19 protein-coding genes are annotated in these 22,112 nt (G+C 64.4%); 11 read left to right on the top strand and 8 right to left on the bottom strand.

The genetic code is table 11. The features are described 5' to 3' along the window. Positions 1-133: 133 nt before the first annotated feature. Positions 134-2,461: a TonB-dependent receptor gene (locus H2040_RS01250; protein ID WP_287153635.1), complete on the bottom strand. Its 2,328-nt coding sequence runs from the start codon at positions 2,459-2,461 to the stop codon at positions 134-136. Positions 2,462-2,903: 442 nt separating this feature from the next. Here H2040_RS01250 and H2040_RS01245 point away from each other — a divergent pair, with 442 nt between their 5' ends. From H2040_RS01245 to H2040_RS01235, 3 genes are all read left to right on the top strand, one after another. Further along, the gene (locus H2040_RS01245) at positions 2,904-4,262 is read left to right on the top strand and encodes an aldehyde dehydrogenase family protein (RefSeq protein WP_287153633.1); all 1,359 of its coding nucleotides are present in this window, start codon (positions 2,904-2,906) and stop codon (positions 4,260-4,262) included. A gap of 195 nt (positions 4,263-4,457) precedes the next feature. Further along, the gene (locus H2040_RS01240; protein ID WP_287153631.1) at positions 4,458-4,598 is read left to right on the top strand and encodes a hypothetical protein; all 141 of its coding nucleotides are present in this window, start codon (positions 4,458-4,460) and stop codon (positions 4,596-4,598) included. After that, positions 4,598-5,023: a lipocalin-like domain-containing protein gene (locus tag H2040_RS01235; RefSeq protein ID WP_287153761.1), complete on the top strand. Its 426-nt coding sequence runs from the start codon at positions 4,598-4,600 to the stop codon at positions 5,021-5,023. The genes H2040_RS01240 and H2040_RS01235 overlap by 1 nt, the downstream gene beginning before the upstream one ends. Here H2040_RS01235 and H2040_RS01230 read toward each other — a convergent pair. Further along, positions 5,020-6,327, bottom strand: coding sequence for an MFS transporter (locus H2040_RS01230; protein WP_287153629.1), 1,308 nt, complete (start codon positions 6,325-6,327; stop codon positions 5,020-5,022). The genes H2040_RS01235 and H2040_RS01230 overlap by 4 nt on opposite strands. Before the next feature lie 49 nt (positions 6,328-6,376). After that, positions 6,377-6,847 (bottom strand): limonene-1,2-epoxide hydrolase family protein, encoded by a 471-nt coding sequence (locus H2040_RS01225; protein WP_022697494.1) that lies wholly within the window; start codon positions 6,845-6,847, stop codon positions 6,377-6,379. A gap of 80 nt (positions 6,848-6,927) precedes the next feature. Between H2040_RS01225 and H2040_RS01220 the strand changes: the two genes are divergently transcribed. Further along, positions 6,928-7,806, top strand: coding sequence for an SDR family NAD(P)-dependent oxidoreductase (locus H2040_RS01220; protein WP_287153626.1), 879 nt, complete (start codon positions 6,928-6,930; stop codon positions 7,804-7,806). On the opposite strand, the gene H2040_RS01215 is transcribed toward H2040_RS01220, so the two are convergent. The 5 genes from H2040_RS01215 to H2040_RS01195 are packed head-to-tail and all read right to left on the bottom strand — an operon-like array spanning position 7,803 to position 12,721. Beyond that, positions 7,803-8,216, bottom strand: a complete 414-nt coding sequence (locus H2040_RS01215) for a nuclear transport factor 2 family protein (protein WP_287153624.1) — start codon at positions 8,214-8,216, stop codon at positions 7,803-7,805. The two genes, H2040_RS01220 and H2040_RS01215, sit on opposite strands and share 4 nt — an antisense overlap. Continuing rightward, positions 8,217-9,455, bottom strand: coding sequence for an acetyl-CoA acetyltransferase (locus H2040_RS01210; RefSeq protein ID WP_022697498.1), 1,239 nt, complete (start codon positions 9,453-9,455; stop codon positions 8,217-8,219). 17 nt (positions 9,456-9,472) lie between these two features. Next, on the bottom strand, positions 9,473-10,069 hold the full coding sequence (locus H2040_RS01205; protein ID WP_287153619.1) for a 2-hydroxychromene-2-carboxylate isomerase: 597 nt from the start codon (positions 10,067-10,069) through the stop codon (positions 9,473-9,475). Further along, positions 10,069-11,814 (bottom strand): class I adenylate-forming enzyme family protein, encoded by a 1,746-nt coding sequence (locus H2040_RS01200; RefSeq protein WP_287153617.1) that lies wholly within the window; start codon positions 11,812-11,814, stop codon positions 10,069-10,071. Before H2040_RS01200 ends, H2040_RS01205 begins: the two co-directional genes overlap by 1 nt. Then, complete coding sequence (locus tag H2040_RS01195; protein WP_022697501.1) at positions 11,792-12,721, bottom strand: NAD(P)H-dependent flavin oxidoreductase; 930 nt, start codon at positions 12,719-12,721, stop codon at positions 11,792-11,794. The genes H2040_RS01200 and H2040_RS01195 overlap by 23 nt, the downstream gene beginning before the upstream one ends. Before the next feature lie 325 nt (positions 12,722-13,046). Between H2040_RS01195 and H2040_RS01190 the strand changes: the two genes are divergently transcribed. From H2040_RS01190 to H2040_RS01160, 7 genes are all read left to right on the top strand, one after another. Continuing rightward, entirely contained in the window at positions 13,047-15,371 is a 2,325-nt protein-coding gene (locus H2040_RS01190) for a TonB-dependent receptor (RefSeq protein WP_287153614.1), read from the top strand. A gap of 121 nt (positions 15,372-15,492) precedes the next feature. Then, complete coding sequence (locus H2040_RS01185; protein WP_287153612.1) at positions 15,493-17,355, top strand: AMP-binding protein; 1,863 nt, start codon at positions 15,493-15,495, stop codon at positions 17,353-17,355. 9 nt (positions 17,356-17,364) lie between these two features. After that, positions 17,365-17,916, top strand: a complete 552-nt coding sequence (locus H2040_RS01180) for a nuclear transport factor 2 family protein (protein ID WP_022697505.1) — start codon at positions 17,365-17,367, stop codon at positions 17,914-17,916. Then, positions 17,913-18,674, top strand: coding sequence for an SDR family oxidoreductase (locus tag H2040_RS01175; protein WP_287153608.1), 762 nt, complete (start codon positions 17,913-17,915; stop codon positions 18,672-18,674). Before H2040_RS01180 ends, H2040_RS01175 begins: the two co-directional genes overlap by 4 nt. 28 nt (positions 18,675-18,702) lie before the next feature. Then, positions 18,703-19,497, top strand: a complete 795-nt coding sequence (locus tag H2040_RS01170; protein ID WP_287153606.1) for a DUF1295 domain-containing protein — start codon at positions 18,703-18,705, stop codon at positions 19,495-19,497. A 193-nt stretch (positions 19,498-19,690) separates the two neighbouring features. Next, complete coding sequence (locus H2040_RS01165) at positions 19,691-21,364, top strand: peptide ABC transporter substrate-binding protein (RefSeq protein WP_287153600.1); 1,674 nt, start codon at positions 19,691-19,693, stop codon at positions 21,362-21,364. Between the two features lie 49 nt (positions 21,365-21,413). Further along, positions 21,414-22,112: DUF3667 domain-containing protein (locus tag H2040_RS01160; RefSeq protein ID WP_287153598.1), on the top strand; the 699-nt coding region annotated here is incomplete at its 3' end.

Raw genomic sequence — 22,112 nt, 5'->3', positions numbered from 1 at the left:
GAAGGCGGGGTCGAGAAGACGCGAACTTTCCCCGGCGAGCTCCGCGAAACTTCCCCGCAAAAGAAAAGACCGCAGGCCGTTGGCGGCCTGCGGTCGTCCCCCCCCGCAAAAGATCCTTTTACGGATCTGTTCGCTAGAACTGGTAGCTCAGCTCCACGCCATAGGTGCGCGGGGCGCCGAGGCGGGACATTTCGTCGCCGAGGAACGGAATGACGTTCACGCGGTGGAACTCGTCGGTGAGGTTGCGGCCCCAGACGGACACGCCCCAGGGCTGATCCGGCGGAGACAGGGTGAGGTTGGCGTTCAGGAGGCCGTAGGCTTCCTCTTTCTGAATGTTTTCAGGCGACCAGAACAGCTCGCCCTGATGGGCGTAGGTCACGCGGGCGGTAAGCGCATCGCGCCACTGGCCGGCGTCCAGCGTCAGCTCCGCCCCGATATTATACTGGTATTCCGGGGTGCGCTGCAGCTTGTTGCCGGAGGCGTCGAGACCGTTGGAGTCGATGAACTCCAGATATTCGGTGTCGAGCACGGTCACCGCGCCGAACAGGAAGAGGTTTTCGGTCGCCTGCAGCTGGAACTCGCCCTCGAAGCCGAGGATTTCGGCGTCGGCGGCGTTGTCGGTGATGTTGCACAGGCACCCGTCATCGGTCTGGGTGACCTGCAGGTCCTTGTACTCCATGAAGAAGCCCGCGAGATTCAGGCGCGCGCGTCCGTCAAAGAAGTCCCACTTGGCGCCGGCCTCGAAGTTATTGACCGTTTCCGGGTCGTAGGAGGTCTGGGCCGCGATGGCGTTGGCCGGGTCGTCCTCGAACCCGCCGCCCTTATAGCCGCGCGAATAGGTGAGATAGAGGAAGAGGTCCTCGGTGGGGGTGATTTCCGCGGTGATCTGCGGGGTCAGCTCCGACCAGCTGTCGTCATAATCGGCGGTGAAGGACTCGCCCTCCAGGAAGGTGGCGGCGAGCGGCGTGGCCGCGACCGGGTCATCCGGGTTGAACTTGTCGCCGGTTTCGACGGCGGTGCCGGTGACCGTGCCTTCCTTCTTGTCGTGCGAATAGCGCAGGCCGCCGACGATGCGAAACATGTCGTTGAAGGTGTAGCCCACCTGTCCGAAGGCGGCGTAGGAGGTGGTGTTCGCCTTGTTATCCCAGTGGGATTCGCCGTTCAGCGTCGGCAGGCCCAGAAGGTTTTCCACCCAGAACTTGTCGTATTTCTTCACGTCGTCGTGCTGGAAATACACGCCCGCGATCCAGTCGAACGGGCTGTCGCCCAGCGACGATGTCAGGCGGAGCTCTTGGCTGAACTGAACGATGGCCTCCTTCTCGTTCACCGGGAATTCGAAGGTGAGCGGATTGGCGACGCCGAACGGGCTGTCCGGGCCAAGGCCGGTCTGACTGTAGATATTGTGGGCTTCGCCGTCGCGATAGCCGGTGATGCTGGACAGGGTCGCGTTGTTATTGGCGACCGGAACGTCGATGCCCAGCGTCACGCCGAAGGCCTCGCGCTCCAGCCCTTGCGAGGTGGGGTCCAGATCGCCCTTGTAGGTCGGGTGTTCGGGCAGGCCTTCGCGCAGGTCCAGACCGCCCTCCCGCACGCTGTCGATCAGGGCGCGGGTGGCGCTCCACGGTCCCTGACCGGGCAGGTTCGGGTCGTCCAGGCCAACAGAATGGAAGCCGTTGGATTCGTCATTCATATAGTCGAAGACGAGGCGGGCGCGGGCGTCGCTCTGGTCAGACTCCCAGAGGAGCTGGCCGCGGAACTGCGCCGATTTCAGGTCGTCGAGGTCGCGTCCGTGGAGGATGTCCTCGTTATAGCCGTCGCGGTCGCGGTACTGGACGGAGAGGCGCGTCGCCAGCGTGTCGGTGATCGGGCCGGTCCAGTGGCCGGAAATGAACTTGGAGCTGTAATTGCCGTAGCCGACGCGGATCGCGCCGCCGGGTTCGAACTCCGGCTCGCGCGTGATGACGGAAATGGCGCCGCCGACGACGTTGCGGCCCAGCAGCACGCCTTGCGGGCCGCGAATGACCTCGACGCGCTCGATATCGAAGAAATCGGTGTTCAGAAGGCCGGAACGGCCGACATAGACATTGTCGATGAAAATGCCGATCGACTGGTCGGCCGAGGGCGAGTCGAGGCGCGTATTGGTGATGCCGCGGATATTGTATTCGTTATCCAGCGGGGTCAGCGCGGTGAAGGACAGCGAGGCGACGCTGCGCGCCAGATCCTCATAGGACTGGATATTGTCGTTCTCCAGATTTTCGCCGGTCACGGCGGCGACGGCGACGGAGGTGTCCTGAAGGCCGGTTTCGCGGCGTTGCGCAGTGACCATGATTTCGTCCAGCGCGAAGCCTGATTGCGCCTGGTCCTGGGCGGGCGGGCCCTGGTCCTGCGCCATGGCGGCGGACGGCGCGGCGGCCAGGGCGGCGGCAAGCGCAATGAGAGACGGCGTGATGCTGGAACGCATGAATTTTTCCTCCCCGTTGCCGGGCCGCGTAACTGCCGCGGCTTGGCCGGTTTTGCCCGGCCCGGCGTTATTGATGCGCCGATTCACTGACTCGGAGTCAATCAATTGTCATCAGAGAGGGTTTGGAAATGCAAGTGAAAAAGTCAAAAGCTCCAAGGATAGGGGCGGGGTGTGGCAAGGATGCACGAAGCAAAGCGTCTCCCGAGGGTTGAAATCGCTGCGGTTCAACGGTTTCCTCTTACGCTAACGGCAACTTTATTGAGTGAAAGCCGGTGTATATTGTTGCGATGCAGCATTTTTTATTGTGCTTTGCGGCATTGGCGGGGCTGGGCTTATGCCTGCGCGACTGCCGCGCCGCACCGCGCCAACGGGCTTTAACGCGACTTGCATAACGGATACCAAGGACGGCAAATCGTTCCTTCTTGTCGAGGAGACAGACCCCATGACTCAACAGGCCGCCGATCTGGCGCAAACGCACGCCAATACCCTGGAAAAGGCGCTGGAGGCCTGCCGCACGCGCGCCTATTGGAGCCCGTTCAAGGAGTCGCCCTCCAGCAAGATTCACGGCAATGAGAAGCCGGCCGAAGGCAAGGCGGCGTTCGAGGCGATGCTGGGCAAGCCTTTCGAGCTGGACCAGCCGGGGGAGATCGGGCGGACGGGGTACGAGGTTTCGCCCTATACGCAGAAACCGCTGGGGATCGATTATCCGAAAGCGGACCCGGATGCGCTGTTCGCGGCGGCCAGGGCGGCGATGCCGGGCTGGAACGCCCTGACGCCCGAGGAGCGCGCCGGGGTGTGCCTGGAGATGGCGTTCCGGCTGGAGGACCAGGCCTTCGCCAACGCGCACGCGACAATGCACACGGCCGGGCAATCCTATCTGATGGCGTTTTCGGGCAGCGGGGCGAACGCGCTGGACCGCGGGGTGGAGGCGCTGGCTTATGGCTACAAGGCGCTGAAGGACATCCCGCAGGAAGCCGAATGGGAAAAGAATTTCGGCGCGGGCGGGGACGTGCGCCTGAAAAAGACCTATCGCACACGACCGCGCGGCGTGGCGGTGGTGATCTGCTGCGCGACGTTTCCGATGTGGAACGCCTATCCAGCGATCTTCGCGAACCTGATGACCGGCAATCCGGTGATCCTGAAACCGCACCCGAACGGCATCCTGCCGGTGGCGATGGCGGTGAAGCGGTGCCGGGAAGTGCTGGAGAGCGCCGGGTTCGACCCGAACCTGGTGCTGCTGGCCGCCGATACGCGGGAGGCGCCGGCGACGATAGACCTGATCCAGCACGCCGACTGCGCGATCATCGACTATACCGGCAGCCAGCGCTTCGGGACGTGGATCGAACAGAATTGCCGCGACAAGCTGGTCTATACGGAAACGGCTGGATGCAACGGCGTGGTCATCGAGTCGACGGACGATCTGGACGGGCTGATCAATGGCCTCGCCAATGTTCTGTGCGGGTTCTCCGCCCAGATGTGCACGACGCCGCAGAACATTCATGTGCCGGCGGAGGGGATCGTCGCGGACGGCGAGCGGATCACGTTCGACGATTTCGCGGACCGGCTGACAGAGGCGATTGCCGAGCGGACGGGCAACCCGAAGCGGGCGGCGGCGCTGTGCGCGGCGGTGCAGGCGGAGGCCTCGCTGGAGCTGATCGAGAAATTGCGCGGGGAGGCGGGCAGGGCGGGCCGCGTGCGGCTGGACAGTCATCCCTATGACCACCCGGATTTCCCGGATGCGCGGACGGCGACGCCGCTGGTGATCGAGACCGATGCGGATCATTCCGAGCTATACTCCTAAGAGCATTTCGCGCCGGTCGCCTTCCTTATCCGGGAGGCGGACGCGGATGCGGCGCTCTCCAACGCCGCGCGGCTGGCGCGGGAGAAGGGGGCGATCAGCTCCTATCTCTACTCGGCGCAGCCGGATTATCTCGCCAAGGCGCAGAACGCGTTCGCCGACGCCGGGGCCTCGCTGTGGTGCAACATGCCGGCGAACATGCCGATCAATTTTGCCGCCGCGTACAGCGATTATCACGTCACGGGGCTGAACCCGGCGGGCAATGCGTGCCTGGCGGATCTGGCGTTCGTGGCCAACCGGTTCCGCATCGTACAGTTCCGCGAACCGGCGGCGGCGTGATGGCGAGCGAAGACGATCTGATCGGGAGCTGGCGTCTGGTCAGCTGGACGATTTCCTATCCGGACGGGCGCAAGACGCATCCGTTCGGCGAGGCGCCGGAGGGGATGATCCTCTATACCGCGGACGGGGCGATGTCGGCGGCGATTGCGCGTAGCGGTCGGCCGTTGTTCGGGCGCGCCGATATCCGCAATGCGCCGGAGGGCAAGCGGGCCGCGGCTTACGATTCCTATTTCTCATATGCCGGGCGCTGGGCGCTGGACGGCGATCAGGTGCGGCACGAGGTGACGCTGGCCCTTAACCCGGACTTTGTCGGCACGACGCAGGTGCGCGACGTGCTGCTGGAGGGCGAGACGCTGACCCTTTCGGCGGACGAGGGGACGGGCGCCAAGGCCCGCCATCACGCCCTGGTCTGGACGCGGCGCTAGTCTTCGCCCGCGAAGCGCATGGCCAGGAAGAAGCAGACGATGGCGACCGCGTAGCCGACGGGCGAGATGATGGCGATGGAATAGCGGATGCCTTCCTCGCCCGGGAACATCATGTCGGCGAGCGCGGCGACGGCCGGCGGGCCGATCACCAGCCCGACGAAATTCACCACGAACAGATAGGCCGCCGAGACGGTGGCGCGCATGCGGTTGGGCGCGATCTGTTGCAGCGCGGCGGCGGCGACCCCGATGGGCGTGGCGCCGGCGGCGAAGAAGAAGACGAAAATGAAGGCGGCCAGCCAGGGATTGGGGACCAGCGAATAGAACGCCGCGCAGACGGCGCCAACCACGGCCGCGCCGCCGCAGACCGCCATGCGGGCCTTCACCGAGCCGCCGGCCTTGTCCGACAGCCAGCCGCCGCCGATCAGACCGATCATGCCGCCGATAATCAGCGCCGCGCCGGTCAGGTAACCGGAATTGGCGACGCTGAAGCCGTGTACGCGAACGAACAGGACGGCGGTCCATGAGACGGCGGCGAACACGGCCAGATTGACCATGCCGACGGCCAGGAAATGCATGGAGATGAAGCCGGCGCGCGACTTCAGGAAGGCAAACAGGTCGCGCAGCGTGGCGTGGTCGCCGTCCGTGACGACTCCCTTGCGCGCGGGTTCCGGCAGCATCCAGAGCAGCGCGGCGATCAGCAGGCCGGGCAGGCCGACCGCGATGAAGACAACGCGCCAGGGCTCCAGCTGTCCGACCAGCGGCAGGCTGAACGAGCCGGCGTTTGTGACCAGCGCCACCACCATGCCGCCCAGCAGGAAGGCCAGCCCGGCGCCGGTGGCGGAGCCGAGGCTGTAGACGCCCATGGCCAGGCCCAGGCGCTTCTTCGGGAAACTGTCGGAGATCACGGAATAGGCGGCCGGGGAGAGCGTGGCCTCGCCCACGCCGACGCCGATCCGGGCGGCGAATAGCTGCCAGAAACTGCCCGCCATGCCGGAGGCCGCGGTCATGGCGCACCAGATGGCGGCGCCGATGCCCGCCACGCGCAAGCGGCGCGTGCGGTCGATCAGGCGGCCGATGGGCAGGCCGGCGAAAGTGTAGAACAGGGCGAATGCCGGCCCCATCAGGAGGCCGATCTGGGTGTCGGTGACGTTGAACTCGGCCTTCAGGGGTTCGACCAGAAGGCTGATGATCATCCGGTCGATGAAGGAAAAAATATAGGCGAAGAAAAGAATTGCGACCGTCGCCCATGCGATGATCGGGCGCGGATAGGAATCGTCCCGCGCGGCGGTCTCAGTCTCGGTCATGGGCGACGGTTCGCTTTTTGTCAGTGTGAGTCAGGTAGAGAAAAGAAGCCTAGCGCGCTTCGGAATCAAAGTCCGTTTCGACGCCCATGGCTTCCAGAAGTTCGGCGCGGTCATAATATTCGCGCCATTCCTGAACCTTGCCGTCCTCGATCTCGACAACGCCCACGACCGGCACTTCGCCCGCGTGGCCGTTATAGGTGAAGTCGTCGATGCGCTCCATGAAAACCACGCCGTCGATCACGCCGAGATTCTGGATCTTCAGCTCGATCTCCTCGATGCCCTCGGCCATGTGGCCGATGCGGTTGCCGATGGCTTCGCGGCCGACGATCGGCTCGACCATCATGGAGTGAAGCGAGCCGTCCTCGGCGAACAGGTCAACGACCTTGTCCCAGTCCTGATCGTTCCACGCCTGGATCATTTCATTGGCGACGGCGAGCTTTTCTTCGTCCGTGTCGGCAAAGGCCGGAGCGGCGATGGCGAGCACGGCAAGGGCGGCGACGCCGCCTAGAATATTGCGCATTGGAATTCCTCCCGATAAGGTTTGTTTATGCAAGTCATAGTTCCCGCACATACCGTGCGCCGTCAAGCAAGAACCGACAAATGAATCTCGAACTCGATGGAAAAGCCGGCCTGATCACGGGCGCGGGCAAGGGTCTGGGCCGCGCCTATGCGCTGGCGCTGGCCAAACGCGGCGCCGCCGTGCTGGTCAATAACCGCGTGCGGGAAGGCGCGCCCGACAGCGCGGCCGCGGTGGTCGAGGAAATCCGCAGCGCCGGCGGCAAGGCGGAGATCAGCCATGTCGACGCGATGGAAAAAGGCGCGGCGGCGAAGATGGTGGAGCAGGCGCGCGAGGCGTTCGGGCGGCTGGACTATGTGATTTCCAACGCCGGCGTGGGCGAGGCGAAACGCTTCACCAAGCAGCCGGAAGAGACTTTCCGCGATATTTTCGAGCTGAACTTCTTTGCCGCCGCCGATCTGGCGCGGGCGGCGCTGCCGCATCTGGAAGAGAGCGGGGCGGGACGCATCGTGTTTTCCATGTCGACCGCCGGGATACTGGGCGCGCCGGGCATGGCGGCCTATTCCAGCTCCAAATCCGCGCTGTACGGCCTGACCCGGGCGCTGGCTTTCGAAGGCGATGGCCGGGGCGTCAAGGTCAATTCCATCGCGCCCTACGCCCATACCCAGATGACGGACGACTACATGCCGCCGGGCGCCAAGCACGGCGTGGAGCCGGAGCGCGCGGCGCTGTGCGCGACATGGCTGGCCAGCCCCGCCTGCACGGCAAACGGTGAAGTCTTCATCGCCGGCGCGGACCGCGTCCGCCGGGCGCGCTTCCTGACATCGGAGGCGGTGATCATCCCGGCCGACGCCAGTGACGAGGCAACCGACGCCGGCATGAAGGAAGCGTCCCACAAGAACGCCACCCATTCAGCCGGAACGGCGCAGGACGATTTCCTGGAACTGTTGAATACGCTCTAGGCCGCGACCAGCGGTTTCACCCATTCGGGCAGGCCGTCGCCGTCCTTGATCATCTTGACCAGGCCAAGATCGACATAGTCGCGCCAGTTCCTGATCTTGCCGTCCTCGAATTCGAAGACGCCCATATAGGGGGTCTGGATGCGCGTGCCTTCGGCGTCGACATAATCATCCACGCCTTCGACCATCACGCGGTCGCCGTCCTGGGTCCAGTGGCGGATGAACCAGCGGATCTCGGTCTGGCCCGCCCCGAATTTTTCCAGGAAACGGCGCACCCAGTCCTTGCCCTCCAGCGGGCGGGAGCCGACGTGATAGTGATAGACGACATCGTCATGCAGCTGGTCCAGCACGCCGTCGAGGTCGCCTTTTTTCCAGCAATCAATGACGGTCTGGATGGTGTCGATATGCGCCATTTAAGCTGCCTCTCCGCGGCCGATGACGAAGCTGACCGCCGTGGTCGCGCTGCCGCCGATATTGAGGGTCTGAACGCGCTCCACGCCGTCCACCTGATAGCCGCCCGCCTGACGGGTGACCTGTTTGAAGCCGTCCAGCGCCATGCGCACGCCGGTCGCGCCGACCGGGTGGCCGGTTCCGATCAGGCCGCCTGACGGGTTGATCGGCTTTTCGCCGTCTATGGCGATGACGCCGTCCTCCACCGCTTTCCAGCTCTCGCCCGGCGCGGTCAGGCCGAAATGGTCGATGGCCATGTATTCGGTGGTGGTGAAGCAGTCATGGGTTTCGATGACGTCCACCGCGTCCAGCGTCGTGCCCGCGCGCGACTGGGCGTCCACCACGGTCTGGCGGATATGGGGGAAAATGTAAGGGCTGTTGCCGCCGGCATCGATCTTCGCCTGATAGGCGATGGGGGCGGAGTGATGGCCCCAGCCCTCGATCTTGGCGAGGTCTTCCAGCTTCAGGCCGCGCTGCTTGGCGTAGGCGCGGGCCTTGTCCTCGGAGGCCAGGAAGGCGACGGCGACGCCATCGGTGATCTGGCCGCAATCCTGTTTGCGGATGCGCCCGTCGATGACCGGGTTGGCTTCGTCGTCCGTGGTGAAGCTGGCCTCGGTGAATTCCCATTTGCGGGTCTGGGCGTTCGGGTTGCGGCGGGCGTTTTCGAAATTGGTCTTCGCGATGCCGGCCAGATGCTCATGCTTCAGGCCGTAGCGGCGGTCATATTCGTCGCCCAGCTTGGCGAAGATGTGCGGCCAGGGCATGGCCACGCCCTCGAACTCGTGGCCCGACCAGATGGCCGCGCCCAGATGGCCCGCGGCCTCGATGCCCGGGACATTGCGCATCTGCTCCAGCCCGACGACGCAGGCGAGGTCATAGCGTCCGGCCTCGATCTCGGCCGAGGCGGCGAGAAGGGCGATGCTGCCCGAGGCGCAGGCCGCTTCGTGGCGTCCGGTGGGCAGGTCGGCCCATTCCTCCCGGCACATGCCGAAGAAGCCGCCCATCAGGCCCTGATGGTTGAAAAGCTCGCCCACGAAATTGCCGACATGGCCGGTTTCGACATCCGCCGGGTCGATGCCGGTGGCGTCCAGCGCGTGATCCACGGCGTCCTTGAAGGCGGCCATGATGTCCTTGTCCTGGCGCATCCAGTTTTCGCTGAAATCGCTTTGCCAGCCGCCAAGAATGTAAACGGGACGGGTCATTTAAAGCCTCCTTTGGCCTAGTTCTGCGCCAGCCATGCGTCGAGGGAATCGAGACGGTCCGCGCCCCAGAACAACTCGTCGCCGACGGTGAAGCTGGGGGCGCCGAAGACGCCCTTGGCCTTTGCGGCCTCGGTTTCCTCGATCAGGCGGGACTTGATGGCGGGCTCGGCGATGCCGTCCTTGAAGGCGGCGGCGTCTGCGCCGACCGATTTTGCGACGTCCGCCAGCGTGCCCGGGTCATCGACCGCCTGACCCTTGCCGAAGACGGTCTCGAAAACCGCCGCGACATAGGGCTGGGCGAGGTCCGGCGCATTGGCGTCCAGCCAGTAGAAGCCGCGCGCGGCGGGAATGGAATTATACGGGAAGGGCTTGGGCCAGGCGTAGGGCTTGCCCAGCAGGGCGGCCTGACGCTCCACGTCATGGAAGATGTATGAACCCTTGTCCGTGCCCGGCATGTCCGGAGCGTGGCCGCGCTCCTTGAAGATCGCGCCCAGCGCGATGGGGCGGTGGACCAGGTCGCGCATATGCTTGCCCGCGACCGCGCCGATGCGGTCATAGGCGAAATAGGAATAGCTCGACGAGAAGTCGAAATAGAAATGGACGGGATCAGCCATTACGGGGCCTCGTTCAGTTCGCGGCGGACCACCTTGCCCAGCGAGTTGCGGGGCAGGGCGTCCACGGTCTTGAGTTTCTCGGGCAGCTTGTAGACGGCGAGCTCCTTCTCCTTGAGGAAGGCGGTAAGCTCCTCCAGCGTCAGGGACTGACCCTCATGCAGGGCGACGACGGCGCAGACGCGCTCGCCCAGCCGCTCGTCGGGATAGGAGGCGCAGGCGGCCTCGCGCACGGCGGGGTGACTCTCGACAAGGGCTTCGACCTCCGCCGGGGAGATATTCACGCCGCCGCGGATGATGATCTCCTTCGAGCGGCCGACGAAGCGGTAGAATTTGTCGTCCACCAGCTCGAACAGGTCGCCCGTGCGGAAATAGCCTTTTTTGTCGAAGCAGGAGGTGTCGATGCCGTCCTTGCGCCAGTAGCCGTCGAAGGTCATGGCGCCGTCGATGCGCAGCTCGCCCTTCTCGCCGGGCTTCTTGATGTCCTTTTCCGTTTCCGGATCGACCAGCCTTGTGCGGACGCTGGTCCCGACGCGGCTGGGCCAGACATCGGAATCGCCAAAGCGCGGGAAATAGGCGGCGCGGGTTTCCGGGTCCGGGGCGATCTCGCCGGTGGTGACCAGAGAGGCGCCCTCGTTGGAGCCGAACACATTGATGACGGTGACGCCGTGCTCCTCCTGCCAGCCCTTCACCATCCAGGGGGCGAGGGGGGCGGAGCCGGAGGCGACGCGGCGGACAGAGGAAATATCCGCCTTCTCCAGAATTTCCGGCGCCTTGAGGAGCTGGTTCAGAACCGCGGGCGGGACCAGGGTGTAAACGACCTTTTCCTGCGCGATCTGGCGCAGGAAGACGCCGAGATCGAACGGGTGGTGCTGGACCAGCACGCCCTTGGCGATCAGCCACGGCATGACCATGCCGCCGATGGAGGCGATATTGATCATCGGGAAGGGGCTTAAGAAAGCCTCGCCTTTCTTCACCGTGGCGGCCTCCAGCATGATTTCGCCGTTGAAGACCCAGTGATTGTGATGGCGCGGCACGCCCTTGGGCGCGGATTCCGTGCCCGACGTCCAGCAAATGGTCAGGACCTCGTTCGGGTCGATGTCCTTGCCGCCGAGCGGGCCGGAATCGGCGTCACTGGCCCCGAGCGAATCCAGGCTGACCGCGCCCTCCGACGCGTTATCGCCCCAGCAGCCGACGACCGCGTCCGGCGCGTGGGCGGCGCAGGCGGCCAGTGCGCCCTCCGCGTAAGGATGGCCGGCGAAGCTGGTGACGGTGAGGAAGGCTTTGGGTTCGATCAGCGGCAGAATCTGGGCCAGCTCGTGCTTGCGGTACTGCACCGCGACCGGGCTGAGGATCAGGCCGGAACGGGCGCAGGCGAGGAAGACGGCGACGCCCTCCACGATATTGGGAAGTTGCATGACCACGCGGTCGCCGCGCTTCAGCCCTTGCGCGGCGAACCACTCACAGAGCGCGTTCACGCGGCCGTTCAGCTCGCCGAACGACCAGCGTTGCGGCTCGCTGCCCAGCAGGTCGGCGCGGTTCAGCGGATCGACAATGGCGGGATCATCGCCGCTTTCGGCGACGGCCTCGCGGAACACGTCGTCAACGGTGCGGCCGGTCCACCAGCCGCGCTTGTAATAGTCCTTCACGCGGGCGGGCGGGCTGAGCGGTATGCCGCCCTTCGCCTTGCCGCCGCCGAACAGGGCGGAGAGGAAGCCGCCGGAGCTAGAGGGTTTTTGCGTGGTCATATTCCCTCGCGAGTTGGTCGATGATGTCGGCGGCGGGCCGGATCGCATCGATCTGTCCGACGCCGTGTCCGGCCGACCATACATGTTTCCAGGCCTTGGCTGGATTCCCGGCGTCCTTGAAGTTCGGACCCTTGCTGGCCGCCTTCAGCTGATCCAGATCGATGCCGGCCGCTTTCAGGCTGGGTTTCAGCCAGTTGGCGGGGACCCCGGTGATGGCGTCCGACCGCTGGATATCCTCAATGGTCGCGGAGACCAGCATCTCCTTATAGGCGGGATCGGCGATGCTCTCGGCGGCGGCGATGAACTGCGTGCCGACATAGGCCAGATCCGCGCCCAGGATTTCGGCGGCGCGCACCGCGCGGCCCGTGGCGATGGAGCCGGCGAGCACGATGGGGCCGTCAAAGAACTGGCGCACCGCGTCGACAAAGGCGAAGCCCGACATCTCGCCGGTATGGCCGCCGGCGCCGGAAGAGACCAGGACCAGACCGTCCGCGCCCGCCGCGGCGGCCTTTTTCGCGAAGGCCAGGCTGTTCACGTCGGCGAAGACCGCGCCGCCATAATCATGCACGGCGGGAATCACGCGCTGCGGACCGCCCAGCGCGGTGATGACCACGCCCGGCTTGTATTTGCTGACCAGCGCCAGTTCATCGTCCAGCCGGTCATAGGACGAATGGACGACCATGTTCAGCGCCCACGGGGCGGCGTCCTCATCGCCGTCCAGCGCGCTGGAAATCTGGCTCATCCAGTCGTCGAGGATGGAGACGTCGCGCGCATTGGGCGCGGGGAAGGACCCGACCATGCCGGACTTGCAGGTGGCGATCACGAGGTCGGGGCCGGACACCAGAAACATGGGGGCGGCAATGGCGGGCAAGCGAAGTTTCGCCTTGAAGGATTGAACGTCGAACACGGGCGCTCCGTCTGTAATGGGACGCGGATCGTAGCTTGCAAAATAAAACCTTCAAGAGGCCCGGACCTGTATCCGGCCCGGGCGGCGTTCCGGAGAAAATTCCGTTTCGCCTGTCGTGGCCGGCCATTGCGGAGCGCCCGGAGGCCGGCGCAAAAGACCTGCGCCGGCAGCGCGCGCGGCGGGGCGCTTCCCGGCTTCAGGGCGCGCGCGCCGGATAAGGCGGTTGCCGAAAAAACCCGCGATGCTGCACAGAAAATTTCAGAAAAAACTTTCTTGTGAAAATTTAATGTCAGTTAAATCAAATATTTAGCTCAAGGGTGCGAAAATGTCTCGATTGACAGGCTTTGCGCATGCCGCTTATCAATTCCGTGAGTTGCACAATAATACCCATAGGGAGCCCGGCGAAGCAGCCATCCGGGCGGGGGAGGAAAATATGAAGTCTCAGGCGAAAACCATCGCACTTCGCGGCGTCAGCACCGCCGCTATCGCATTCTCTGCCGCGCTGATTTCAGCGCCGGCCAGCGCCCAGATCGACGAGATCGTCGTGACCGCGACCAAGCGTTCCGAAAGCGTCCAGTCCATTCCGGTGGCCGTGACCGCGTTCGGCTCCGAAGAGCTGGAGAAGGGCCGGATCCAGGATCTTTCCGAGATCGCGGACCGCACGCCCAGCTTCTCCTTCCAGAAAGCGGACTCGACCGAGCAGGAACTGATCATCCGCGGCATCGGCACGATCCGCCTGGACAGCGCCTCCGCCGACCCGTCGGTGGGCCTGTTCATCGACGAAGTCTATATCGGCCGCCGCGGCACGGCGACGCCGCCGGTCTTTGACCTGCAGCGCGTGGAAGTCCTGCGCGGCCCGCAAGGCACGCTCTACGGCAAGAACGTGGTCGGCGGCGCGGTCAACCTCATCACGGCGCGCCCGGAAGACACGTTCGGCGGCGCGCTTTCCGCCTCCTACGGCAATTACAACGCGATCCAGTCGGACGGTTACGTGACCGGGCCGCTGGCCAACGGCATCGCCGGCCGCCTGGCCTTCTTCCAGTCCAGCCGCGACGGCTATGCCGATAACATCATGACCGGCGACGAGCTGGAGAACCTGGACCAGTGGGGCGCGCGGGGCGCGGTGGACGTTGATTTCAACGAACGCGCCAGCCTGCAGCTGACCGGCGAGTGGTCCTATACCGAGAATGACGGCCAGTCGCGCTATCCGGTGGACGCGGTCAGCATTGACGGACCGGGCACGGTGCGCGGGTTCGGCGGTCCGGCGACCGACGATGTGCGCACGTCCAACCACCCGTTCGACCTGTTCGAGAAAACCCGGACCTACGGCCTGACGGCGCGGTTCGATTACGAGCTGGACTGGGCGACGCTGACTTACTTGAGCGCCTGGCGCTACGGCAACGCGTCCGACAAATTCTCCCAGTCGGGCCTGACCTCTCCGCCATCGCTCACGGACTCGATTGTGGGCCAGTACGAGGATTACAGCGCCTACACCCAGGAGCTGCGCCTGACCTCCAATTCGTCCGGTCCGCTCAACTGGATCGGCGGTCTCTATTATTACAACGAGACCACGAACCGCGAGGACACGAACAGCGCGACATCCTTTGCCTTCGCCGGACCGGGCACGACCGGGGATGTCCTGGACGGGACCTATATCTATACCCAGTCCGCCAAGACCCAGAACCTGGCCGCGTTCGGCGAGGTCAATTACGACGTGACCGATGCGTTCACCCTGACCGCCGGCCTGCGCTACACGGTCGACGACAAGGAACTCGAGAACAAGGTCAACTGCCTGGACTATGGCGCGCCCGGCGCGATCTTCTGCGTGGCGCCGCTTGGCCCGGCCGAAGATCAGTTCGACATCCAGACCGAGGACGACTGGTCGGAGCTGACGCCGAAATTCGCCGCCGAATGGCGCGCGACGGAAAATGTCTTCGCCTATGCCAGCGCCACGCGCGGCTTCAAGGGCGGCGGCTGGCAGGGCAAGCCGGCGAACGAGACCGCGGCGCTGCTGTCCTACAACCCGGAAACCGCCTGGACCTATGAGGCGGGCGTGAAAACGGACTGGGCCGATGGCCGCTTCCGCTTCAACGCCTCCGTCTTCAAGACGGACTTCAGCGACCTGCAGGTCGAGGTTCTGGACGATACGGGTCTGACCCTGGTGGTCTCCAACGCCGCGGACGCCAAGATCAACGGCGTCGAGCTCGAGACCGTGTTCCAGCCGGTCCAGCAGCTTCAGCTGTTCGGCACGGCGTCCTTCCTGGACACCGAGTACGAGAACTTCATCGACTCCACGGGACGGGACCTTTCGGGCAACCAGATCAACCGGACGCCTGAATTCTCCTACACGGTCGGCTTCGATTTCGAGCAGCCGGTGAACGACACCTACATGGTGGGCGCGCGGGCGACCTATTCCTGGCAGGACGAGTTCTTCTGGCTGCCGGAGAACATCAATTTCGAGGACTCCTATGGCCTGCTGAACGGCCGGGTTTCCTTCGGTCCGCAGGATGGCAACTGGGAAGTCGCAATCTGGGGCAAGAACGTGACCGACGAATTGTACCGTCTGGGCATCATTCCCTTCGCCGGGGATGAGTTCTCGCGGTACGGCGCGCCGGCAACCTATGGCGTGGAGCTGAGCGCGCGCTTCTAGGCGGGCACGTTCTTTCAGGCGGGGCTGGTCATTGTCCGGTAGTGACCGGCCCCGCACATCTTTCAGGCGACGCAGACAATATTGAAAATGGCTCGGCAATAAGAAGCCGTCAGGAGATATGGTGAGTGAAGAGGTAAAGGCGCCGGAAAGCGCGCCGCTGCGCCCGGTCCCGCTGCCGGATGTCGATCTGGACGTCGAGCGCCGGGACAATGGCGAGATTCTGATCCGCCACAACACGCCCATCGAAATCGCGGCCGACTCCGTGCCGGCCGGTTTGGCTCGTCAGGCCTCCCTCCAGCCTGATAAACCGCATCTCGCCGAGCGCGCCGGAAGCGAGCGCGCATGGCGGATGCGGTCTTTTTCTCAAGTCAAACGCGATAGCGACGCCGTCGCGCAATGGCTGCTGGACAATAACATCCCGGCGGAACGCCCGATGATGATCCTGTCGGGCAATTCCATCGCGCACGCGACCATGCGCTATGGCGCGTTTGCCGCGCATGTCCCGGTCAGCCCGGTCAGCATCAATTATTCCCGTATTCCCGGCTCCTATGACCGGCTGCAATATGTCTTCGACCTGGTGAAGCCGGCCGTGGTGTTCGCCGAGGACGGGGCGGCGCAGAACGGCGCGCTGAACGCGATGGACCTGTCCGGGGTCACGGTGGTCAGCCGCAATCCGGACGCGCTGGATTGCGACGCGGTCGCCTATGACGAGGTTTTGTCGACGCCGGTGACCGATGCGGTGGAGAAATCCATCACCTCGATCGATCCGGACGCGACGACCGCCTATATGCTGACCTCCGGTTCGACCGGGCGGCCCAAGGCGGTGATGCAGACCCAGCGCATGCTGATCACCAATCTCAGCCAGGGCTGGCAGACGCTGGGCAAAGCTTCGGGCTGGGACGACGTGCTGCTGGAATGGCTGCCGTGGAGCCATGTGTCGGGGGCGTTCACCTCCATGGCCGCGGCGATTTTCGGCGGCACGCTTTATATTGATGACGGCAAGCCCTTGCCGGGCCTGTTCGATGAATCAATCCGGAATTTGCGGGAAATCCCGCTGAAATATTTCACCAATGTGCCGACCGGCTACGCCATGCTGGTCGATGCGCTGGAGGCCGATGACGAACTGCGGGAGACGTTCTTCTCCAAGCTGGGGATGATGCTCTATGGCGGGGCGGGCCTGCCGCAACCGGTGCTGGACCGGCTGCAGACCCTGGCGGTGAAAACCACGGGCCACCGCATCTTCATGACCACCGGCTATGGCGCGACGGAAACGGCTTCGGGCTGCATGGCGATCTACTGGCCGACCGACAAGGTGGGCGTGGGCCTGCCCATGCCGGGCCTGACGATCAAGCTGGTCCCGGCTGACGACCGCTACGAGATCCGCTTCAAGGGTCCGATGGTGATGTCCGGCTATTACGCCCAGCCGGAGAAGAACAAGGAAATCTTCGACGAGGAAGGTTTCTACAAGATCGGCGACACGGTTACCTTCATCGACGAGAACGATCCCAGGCAGGGCCTGGCCTTTGCCGGGCGTCTGGCCGAGGAATTCAAGCTCGCGACCGGGACCTGGGTGGCGGGCGGAAACCTGCGCGCCCAGCTGGTCAAGGCGCTGGCCCCGGCGGTGAGCGACGCGGTGATCTGCGGCGAGAACCGCGACTATGTCGCGATCCTGGCCTGGCCGGACGCCAAGGGCCTGCAGAAAATCGCCGGCAAGCCGGACGCCGATGCGGCCAGCCTGCTGGATGACCCGGCAGTCAGCGCGCACATCGCGGCGGGCCTGAAAAGCCATAATGACGAAAATCCGGGCAAGAGCGCCCAGGTCAAACGCCTGATGTTCCTGACCCGTCCGCCCGACCCGGAAGCGCATGAGCTGTCCGACAAGGGCACGGTGAACCAGGCCATCGCCAAGAATTTGCGCGCCGACGACATTGACCGGCTTTATGCCGACCCGATGGCGGCCAACATCATCACACCCGACGAATAGGCAGACCCGATGTCAGAGATTGATCCGAAGGCCATTCAGGCCGTTATCGACAAGCAGGCGATCCAGGAAAAGATGGCGCTGTACAGCCGCGCCGTGGACCGCGCCGACGTGGAGCTGCTGCGCACGATGTACCATCCGGACGCGACCGAGCATCACGGCGGCACGTTCGACGGTTCGGCGGCGGATTATCTGGACAAGATTTCCGACGGGCTGGCGCTGGCCAAGGGCATGACTCACCTGTTGTGCAATTGCATTGTCGAGCTGAATGACGACGGCAAGAGCGCCATCGTCGAATCCTACATCCTGACCTTTGCGCGCATGAAGCTGGACGGAAAGAAGACCGACACGCTGACCTGCGCGCGCACGGTGGACCGGTTCGAGAAGCGCGACGGCGACTGGCGCATCGCGGCCCGGCGCATGAGCTGGGAATGGAACCGCGACATGGATTCCAACGAAGGCTGGGCCGGCGGCATGATCCTGCCCGACCCGAAAGCCGAGGAAGTCGTGCGCGGCCAGAAAAAGCCCGAGGATATTCTCTATCTGATGGGGGGTGGCCGATGACCGACATCAAGGGGTCTGTCGCGCTGGTCACCGGGGGCAACCGGGGCATTGGCGAAGGGTTTGTCCGCACGCTGGTCGCGGCCGGCGCATCAAAGGTCTATTGCGGCGCGCGCAATCCGGACGATGCGAAACATCTGGTGGACGAATTTGGCGGCGCGGTTGTGGCGCTGAAGCTGGACGTGACGGACGAGAGCCAGATCGAGGCGGCGGCGAAGGAAGCCACGGACGTCAATATCATCATCAACAATGCCGGGGCGTTCCTGCACGGCCTGCTGATCGGCTCGCCCGACATTTCCAAGGCGCGCATGGAGATGGAGGTCAATTATTTCGGCGTCCTGAACATGTCCCGCGCCTTTGCGCCGGTGCTGAAAGCCAATGGCGGCGGCGCCATCGTGAACGTGCTGTCCGCGGGCGGGATCGTCGCGGTGCCGAACATGGGCGGCTACAGCCCGTCCAAGTTCGCCGCGCGCGCGGCCTCCACCATTATCCGGGCCGAACTGGCCGATCAGGGCACGCATGTCGCGGCGCTGATCGTGGGGTCGGTGGATACGCGCATGGCCGAGCATGTCGAGGGCGCCAAGGAGCGGCCGGAAGATATCGCCAAGGTCGGTCTGACCGCGATCAAGCACAAGCTGGACGAACTGGATACCGACGCCATGGCCGTTCAGGTCCGCGCCAATATCCAGCGCGATCCGAAATGGCTTGAGCGCCAGATGGCGCGCGGCCTGAAGGCCGGCAAGGTCAGCACGGGCCGGTAGGAAACCGAGGGAACAAGGGGGAGCCGTCATGGAAGCGGTCAGCATTCTTGCCATCAATTTCGGCGTCATCTGCGCGTGCATGTTCGTGCTGTGGCTGCTGAGCATTCCGTTGAAGGACGTCAGCTTCATCGATTCCTTCTGGGCGATCGGATTTATCGTCATGGCGGGATCGACCTATCTGATCGCCGACGGCTCGGCCGCGCGCTCCGCGCTGCTGCTGGCGGTGACGGCCGTGTGGGGGCTTCGGCTGGGCGGATACCTGTTCTGGCGGTGGCGCAAGGAAGGCGCGGACAAGCGCTATGTCGCCCTGTTGAACAAGGCGCCCGGCAATGTGCACCTGTTCAGCCTGACCAAGGTGTTCGGCCTGCAGGCCATCCTGCTGTGGGTGGTGTCGCTGCCGGTGCAGCTGGGACAGGTGGCGGCGGAGCCCGCGGCGCTGGGCTGGCTGGCCTGGATCGGTACGGCGCTGGCGGCCATCGGAATCATCTTCGAGTCGGTCGGGGACTGGCAGCTGGCGAAGTTCAAGAGCGATCCGGCCAGCGAGGGCCAGGTCATGGACAAGGGGCTGTGGCGCTATACGCGGCACCCGAACTATTTCGGCGACGCCTGCGTGTGGTGGGGCCTGTTCCTGATCGCGGCGGAAACAACGCCCGGCCTGTTCAGCGTGATCGGTCCGGCGGTGCTGACCTATCTTCTGGTCAAGTGGAGCGGCGTGCCGCTGCTGGAGCGCAAGCTCAAGCGCTCCCGCCCGGGCTATGAGGAATATGTGCGGCGCACCAGCGGCTTCATTCCCATGCCGCCCAAGAAGCTGAAAGACGCCTAGCCGCTTTCAGGTCTGTTTTACGGCACAGACAACGGCCCGGACAGGTTTTGTCCGGGCCGTTTCTTTAGATCTGTCCGAACTATGCCATGATCGTTGCTTAGGGTTATCTTCACCCAAATCGGGGAAGAGCATTAGGCGACGCTCCCGGCGCAAAGCCGGCGGCGCCCTTGGGATGTGCGGAGAAAGGGAAACGATGAACAGGAATGCATTCGGACTGGCCATGGCGGCCGGCGCGCTGTTTCTGGCGGCCTGCGGCGGCGGCGAGGACACCGGAGAAACGCTGGCTCAACAGGCGGCGGATAAACGCATCCTGCATCGCGGCAATACGGCCGAACCGCTGTCCCTGGACCCGCACAAGGCCGCGGGGAAATGGGAAGACGCCATTATCGGCGACATGTTTGTGGGTCTTTATACCGACAATGCGCAGGCCGAGCCGATTTATGGCATGGCCGAGAATCATACCGTCTCCAGCGACGGCAAGACCTGGACCTTCACATTGCGCGACGCGCAGTGGTCCGACGGAACGCCGGTGACGGCCAATGATTTCGAATTCGCCTTCCGCCGGATCATGGACCCCAGCACGCTGTCGCAATACGCCTCGCTTCTCTATGTCATCAAGAACGCGCAGCCGGTGAACGAAGGGGCGATGGACCCCGAACAGCTGGGCGTGACGGCGGTGGACGAGAAGACCCTGCGGATCGAGCTGGAATATCCGGCCCCGTATCTTCCCGGACTGCTGACCCATCACACGGCGTTTCCCGTGCCCCGGCACGTGATCGACGAATATGGCGCGGCCTGGATCCAGCCCGGCAATGTGGTGGTGAACGGGCCGTTCAAACTGACCGAGTGGCGTACCAATGACTATGTTCACGTCGCCAAGAACGAGACGTTCTATGACGCGGACAATGTCTGCCTGAACGAAATCTACTACTACCCGACCAACGACAATAACGCCGCCGTGCGCCGCCTTCGCGCGGGCGAGCTGCACATCAACAGCGAGTTTCCCGGACAGAAGATCGAGGAGCTGCGCGAGCAGCTGCCGGGCTATGTGCGGGTCTCGCCGTTCCTGGCGACGGTCTATTACGTCTATAACGTGCAGCGTCCGCCGTTCGACGATGCGCGGGTGCGCCAGGCGCTGGCCATGGCGCTGGGACGCGAGTTCATGGTCGACGAGATCCTGAAGACCGGTCAGCTTCCGGCGCCGGGCCTGGTGCCGCCGGGCATCGCCAATTACGGCGACGGCGCGAAGGTGGACTGGTGGGATATGTCGATGGACGAGCGCAAGGCGCGCGCGCGGGAGCTGCTGGAAGAGGCCGGTTATGGCCCGGAAAACCCCCTGCGCTTCGAATACACTCACCGCAATACCAGCGATAATCCCCGCGTCGCCCCGGTGGTGCAGGCCGACTGGGAGGACATCGCCGAATGGGTGGACGTGGAGATTACCGGCGTCGAGACGCAGATCCATTACGACAATCTGCGCGCGGGAAATTTCGATGTGGGCGATGCGGCCTGGGCGTCGGATTTCAACGATCCGATCAATTTCCTCTATCTGCTGGAGACCAAGACCGGACAGATGAATTACGGAAAATACTCCAATCCCCGCTATGACGCGCTGATCGAGGAATCGAACCGCACGCTGGATATGGAGCAGCGCGCGCAGCTGCTGCATGAGGCCGAGCAGATCATGCTGGACGACATGCCCATCATCCCGATGTGGTATTTCGTGACCAAGAACCTGGTCAGCCCGGAAGTGACCGGCTGGGAAGATAATGTGGTGGATATTCACCGCTCGCGCTATCTGTGCTTCGAAGACGCCGCCCCGGCCGGCGCCGTGTCGGAGGCCGAAGCGGACGCGGCCGGGGGCTGACGCGCCCGCATTTCGCGCGCGGCGCGCCTTGTAATCGGGGGAGGGGCTAATGACCGGTGACGCACTGGAAGAAGCGGCCAATGCGGCCCAGACCGCCGTCACGGCGGACGCCGTGGGGTCGGAGCTCAAGGGCGGCCGCAGCCGCGTGGGCGAACACTGCGCCAATTGCGGGGCGCCGCTGGAGGGGCCGTATTGTTTTGCCTGCGGCCAGTATGATGACGATCTGCGGCGCCCGATCTGGGCCCTGGCCGGAGAGGTTATCGAAGGGCTTTTCGCGCTGGACGGCCGTGTCCTGAACACGATCCCCCCGCTGATGTGGCGGCCGGGGCATGTGACGACCCGCTACCTGGCCGGCGAACGCGCGCGCTTCGTCGCCCCGTTCCGCCTCTATCTGATCGCCAGTCTTATCTTCTTCGTGATGCTGGCGCTGTTCGGCGATTTCAGCCTGAATCCGGCCGACCGGATGAACACCGAGCAAGCGCAGGCGGAATTCGATCAGGCGGCGCAGGAGCTGTCGGAAGCGCGGGAGAGGGCTGAAGAATCCGGCAATGCCGAGGAAGCGGCGGGAATCGCCGTCGCCGAGCGGATGTTGATTTCAACGCGCGCGGCGACCGAGCGCGCCATGGCGGACAGCGAAACCCAGCTCGAGACCGCCGAGAAAATCGGAAACACCATGACGCGGGAAACCTGGAAGCGCGACGTGCGCGCGGCCCTGACCCCGGAGGACGTCAGCGAGTCTGAATTGCAG

The sequence above is a fragment of the Euryhalocaulis sp. genome (assembly GCF_013911995.1).
GTDB classification, from domain to species: domain Bacteria; phylum Pseudomonadota; class Alphaproteobacteria; order Caulobacterales; family Maricaulaceae; genus Euryhalocaulis; species Euryhalocaulis caribicus.
This window is presented reverse-complemented; position numbering and strand designations above follow the sequence as displayed.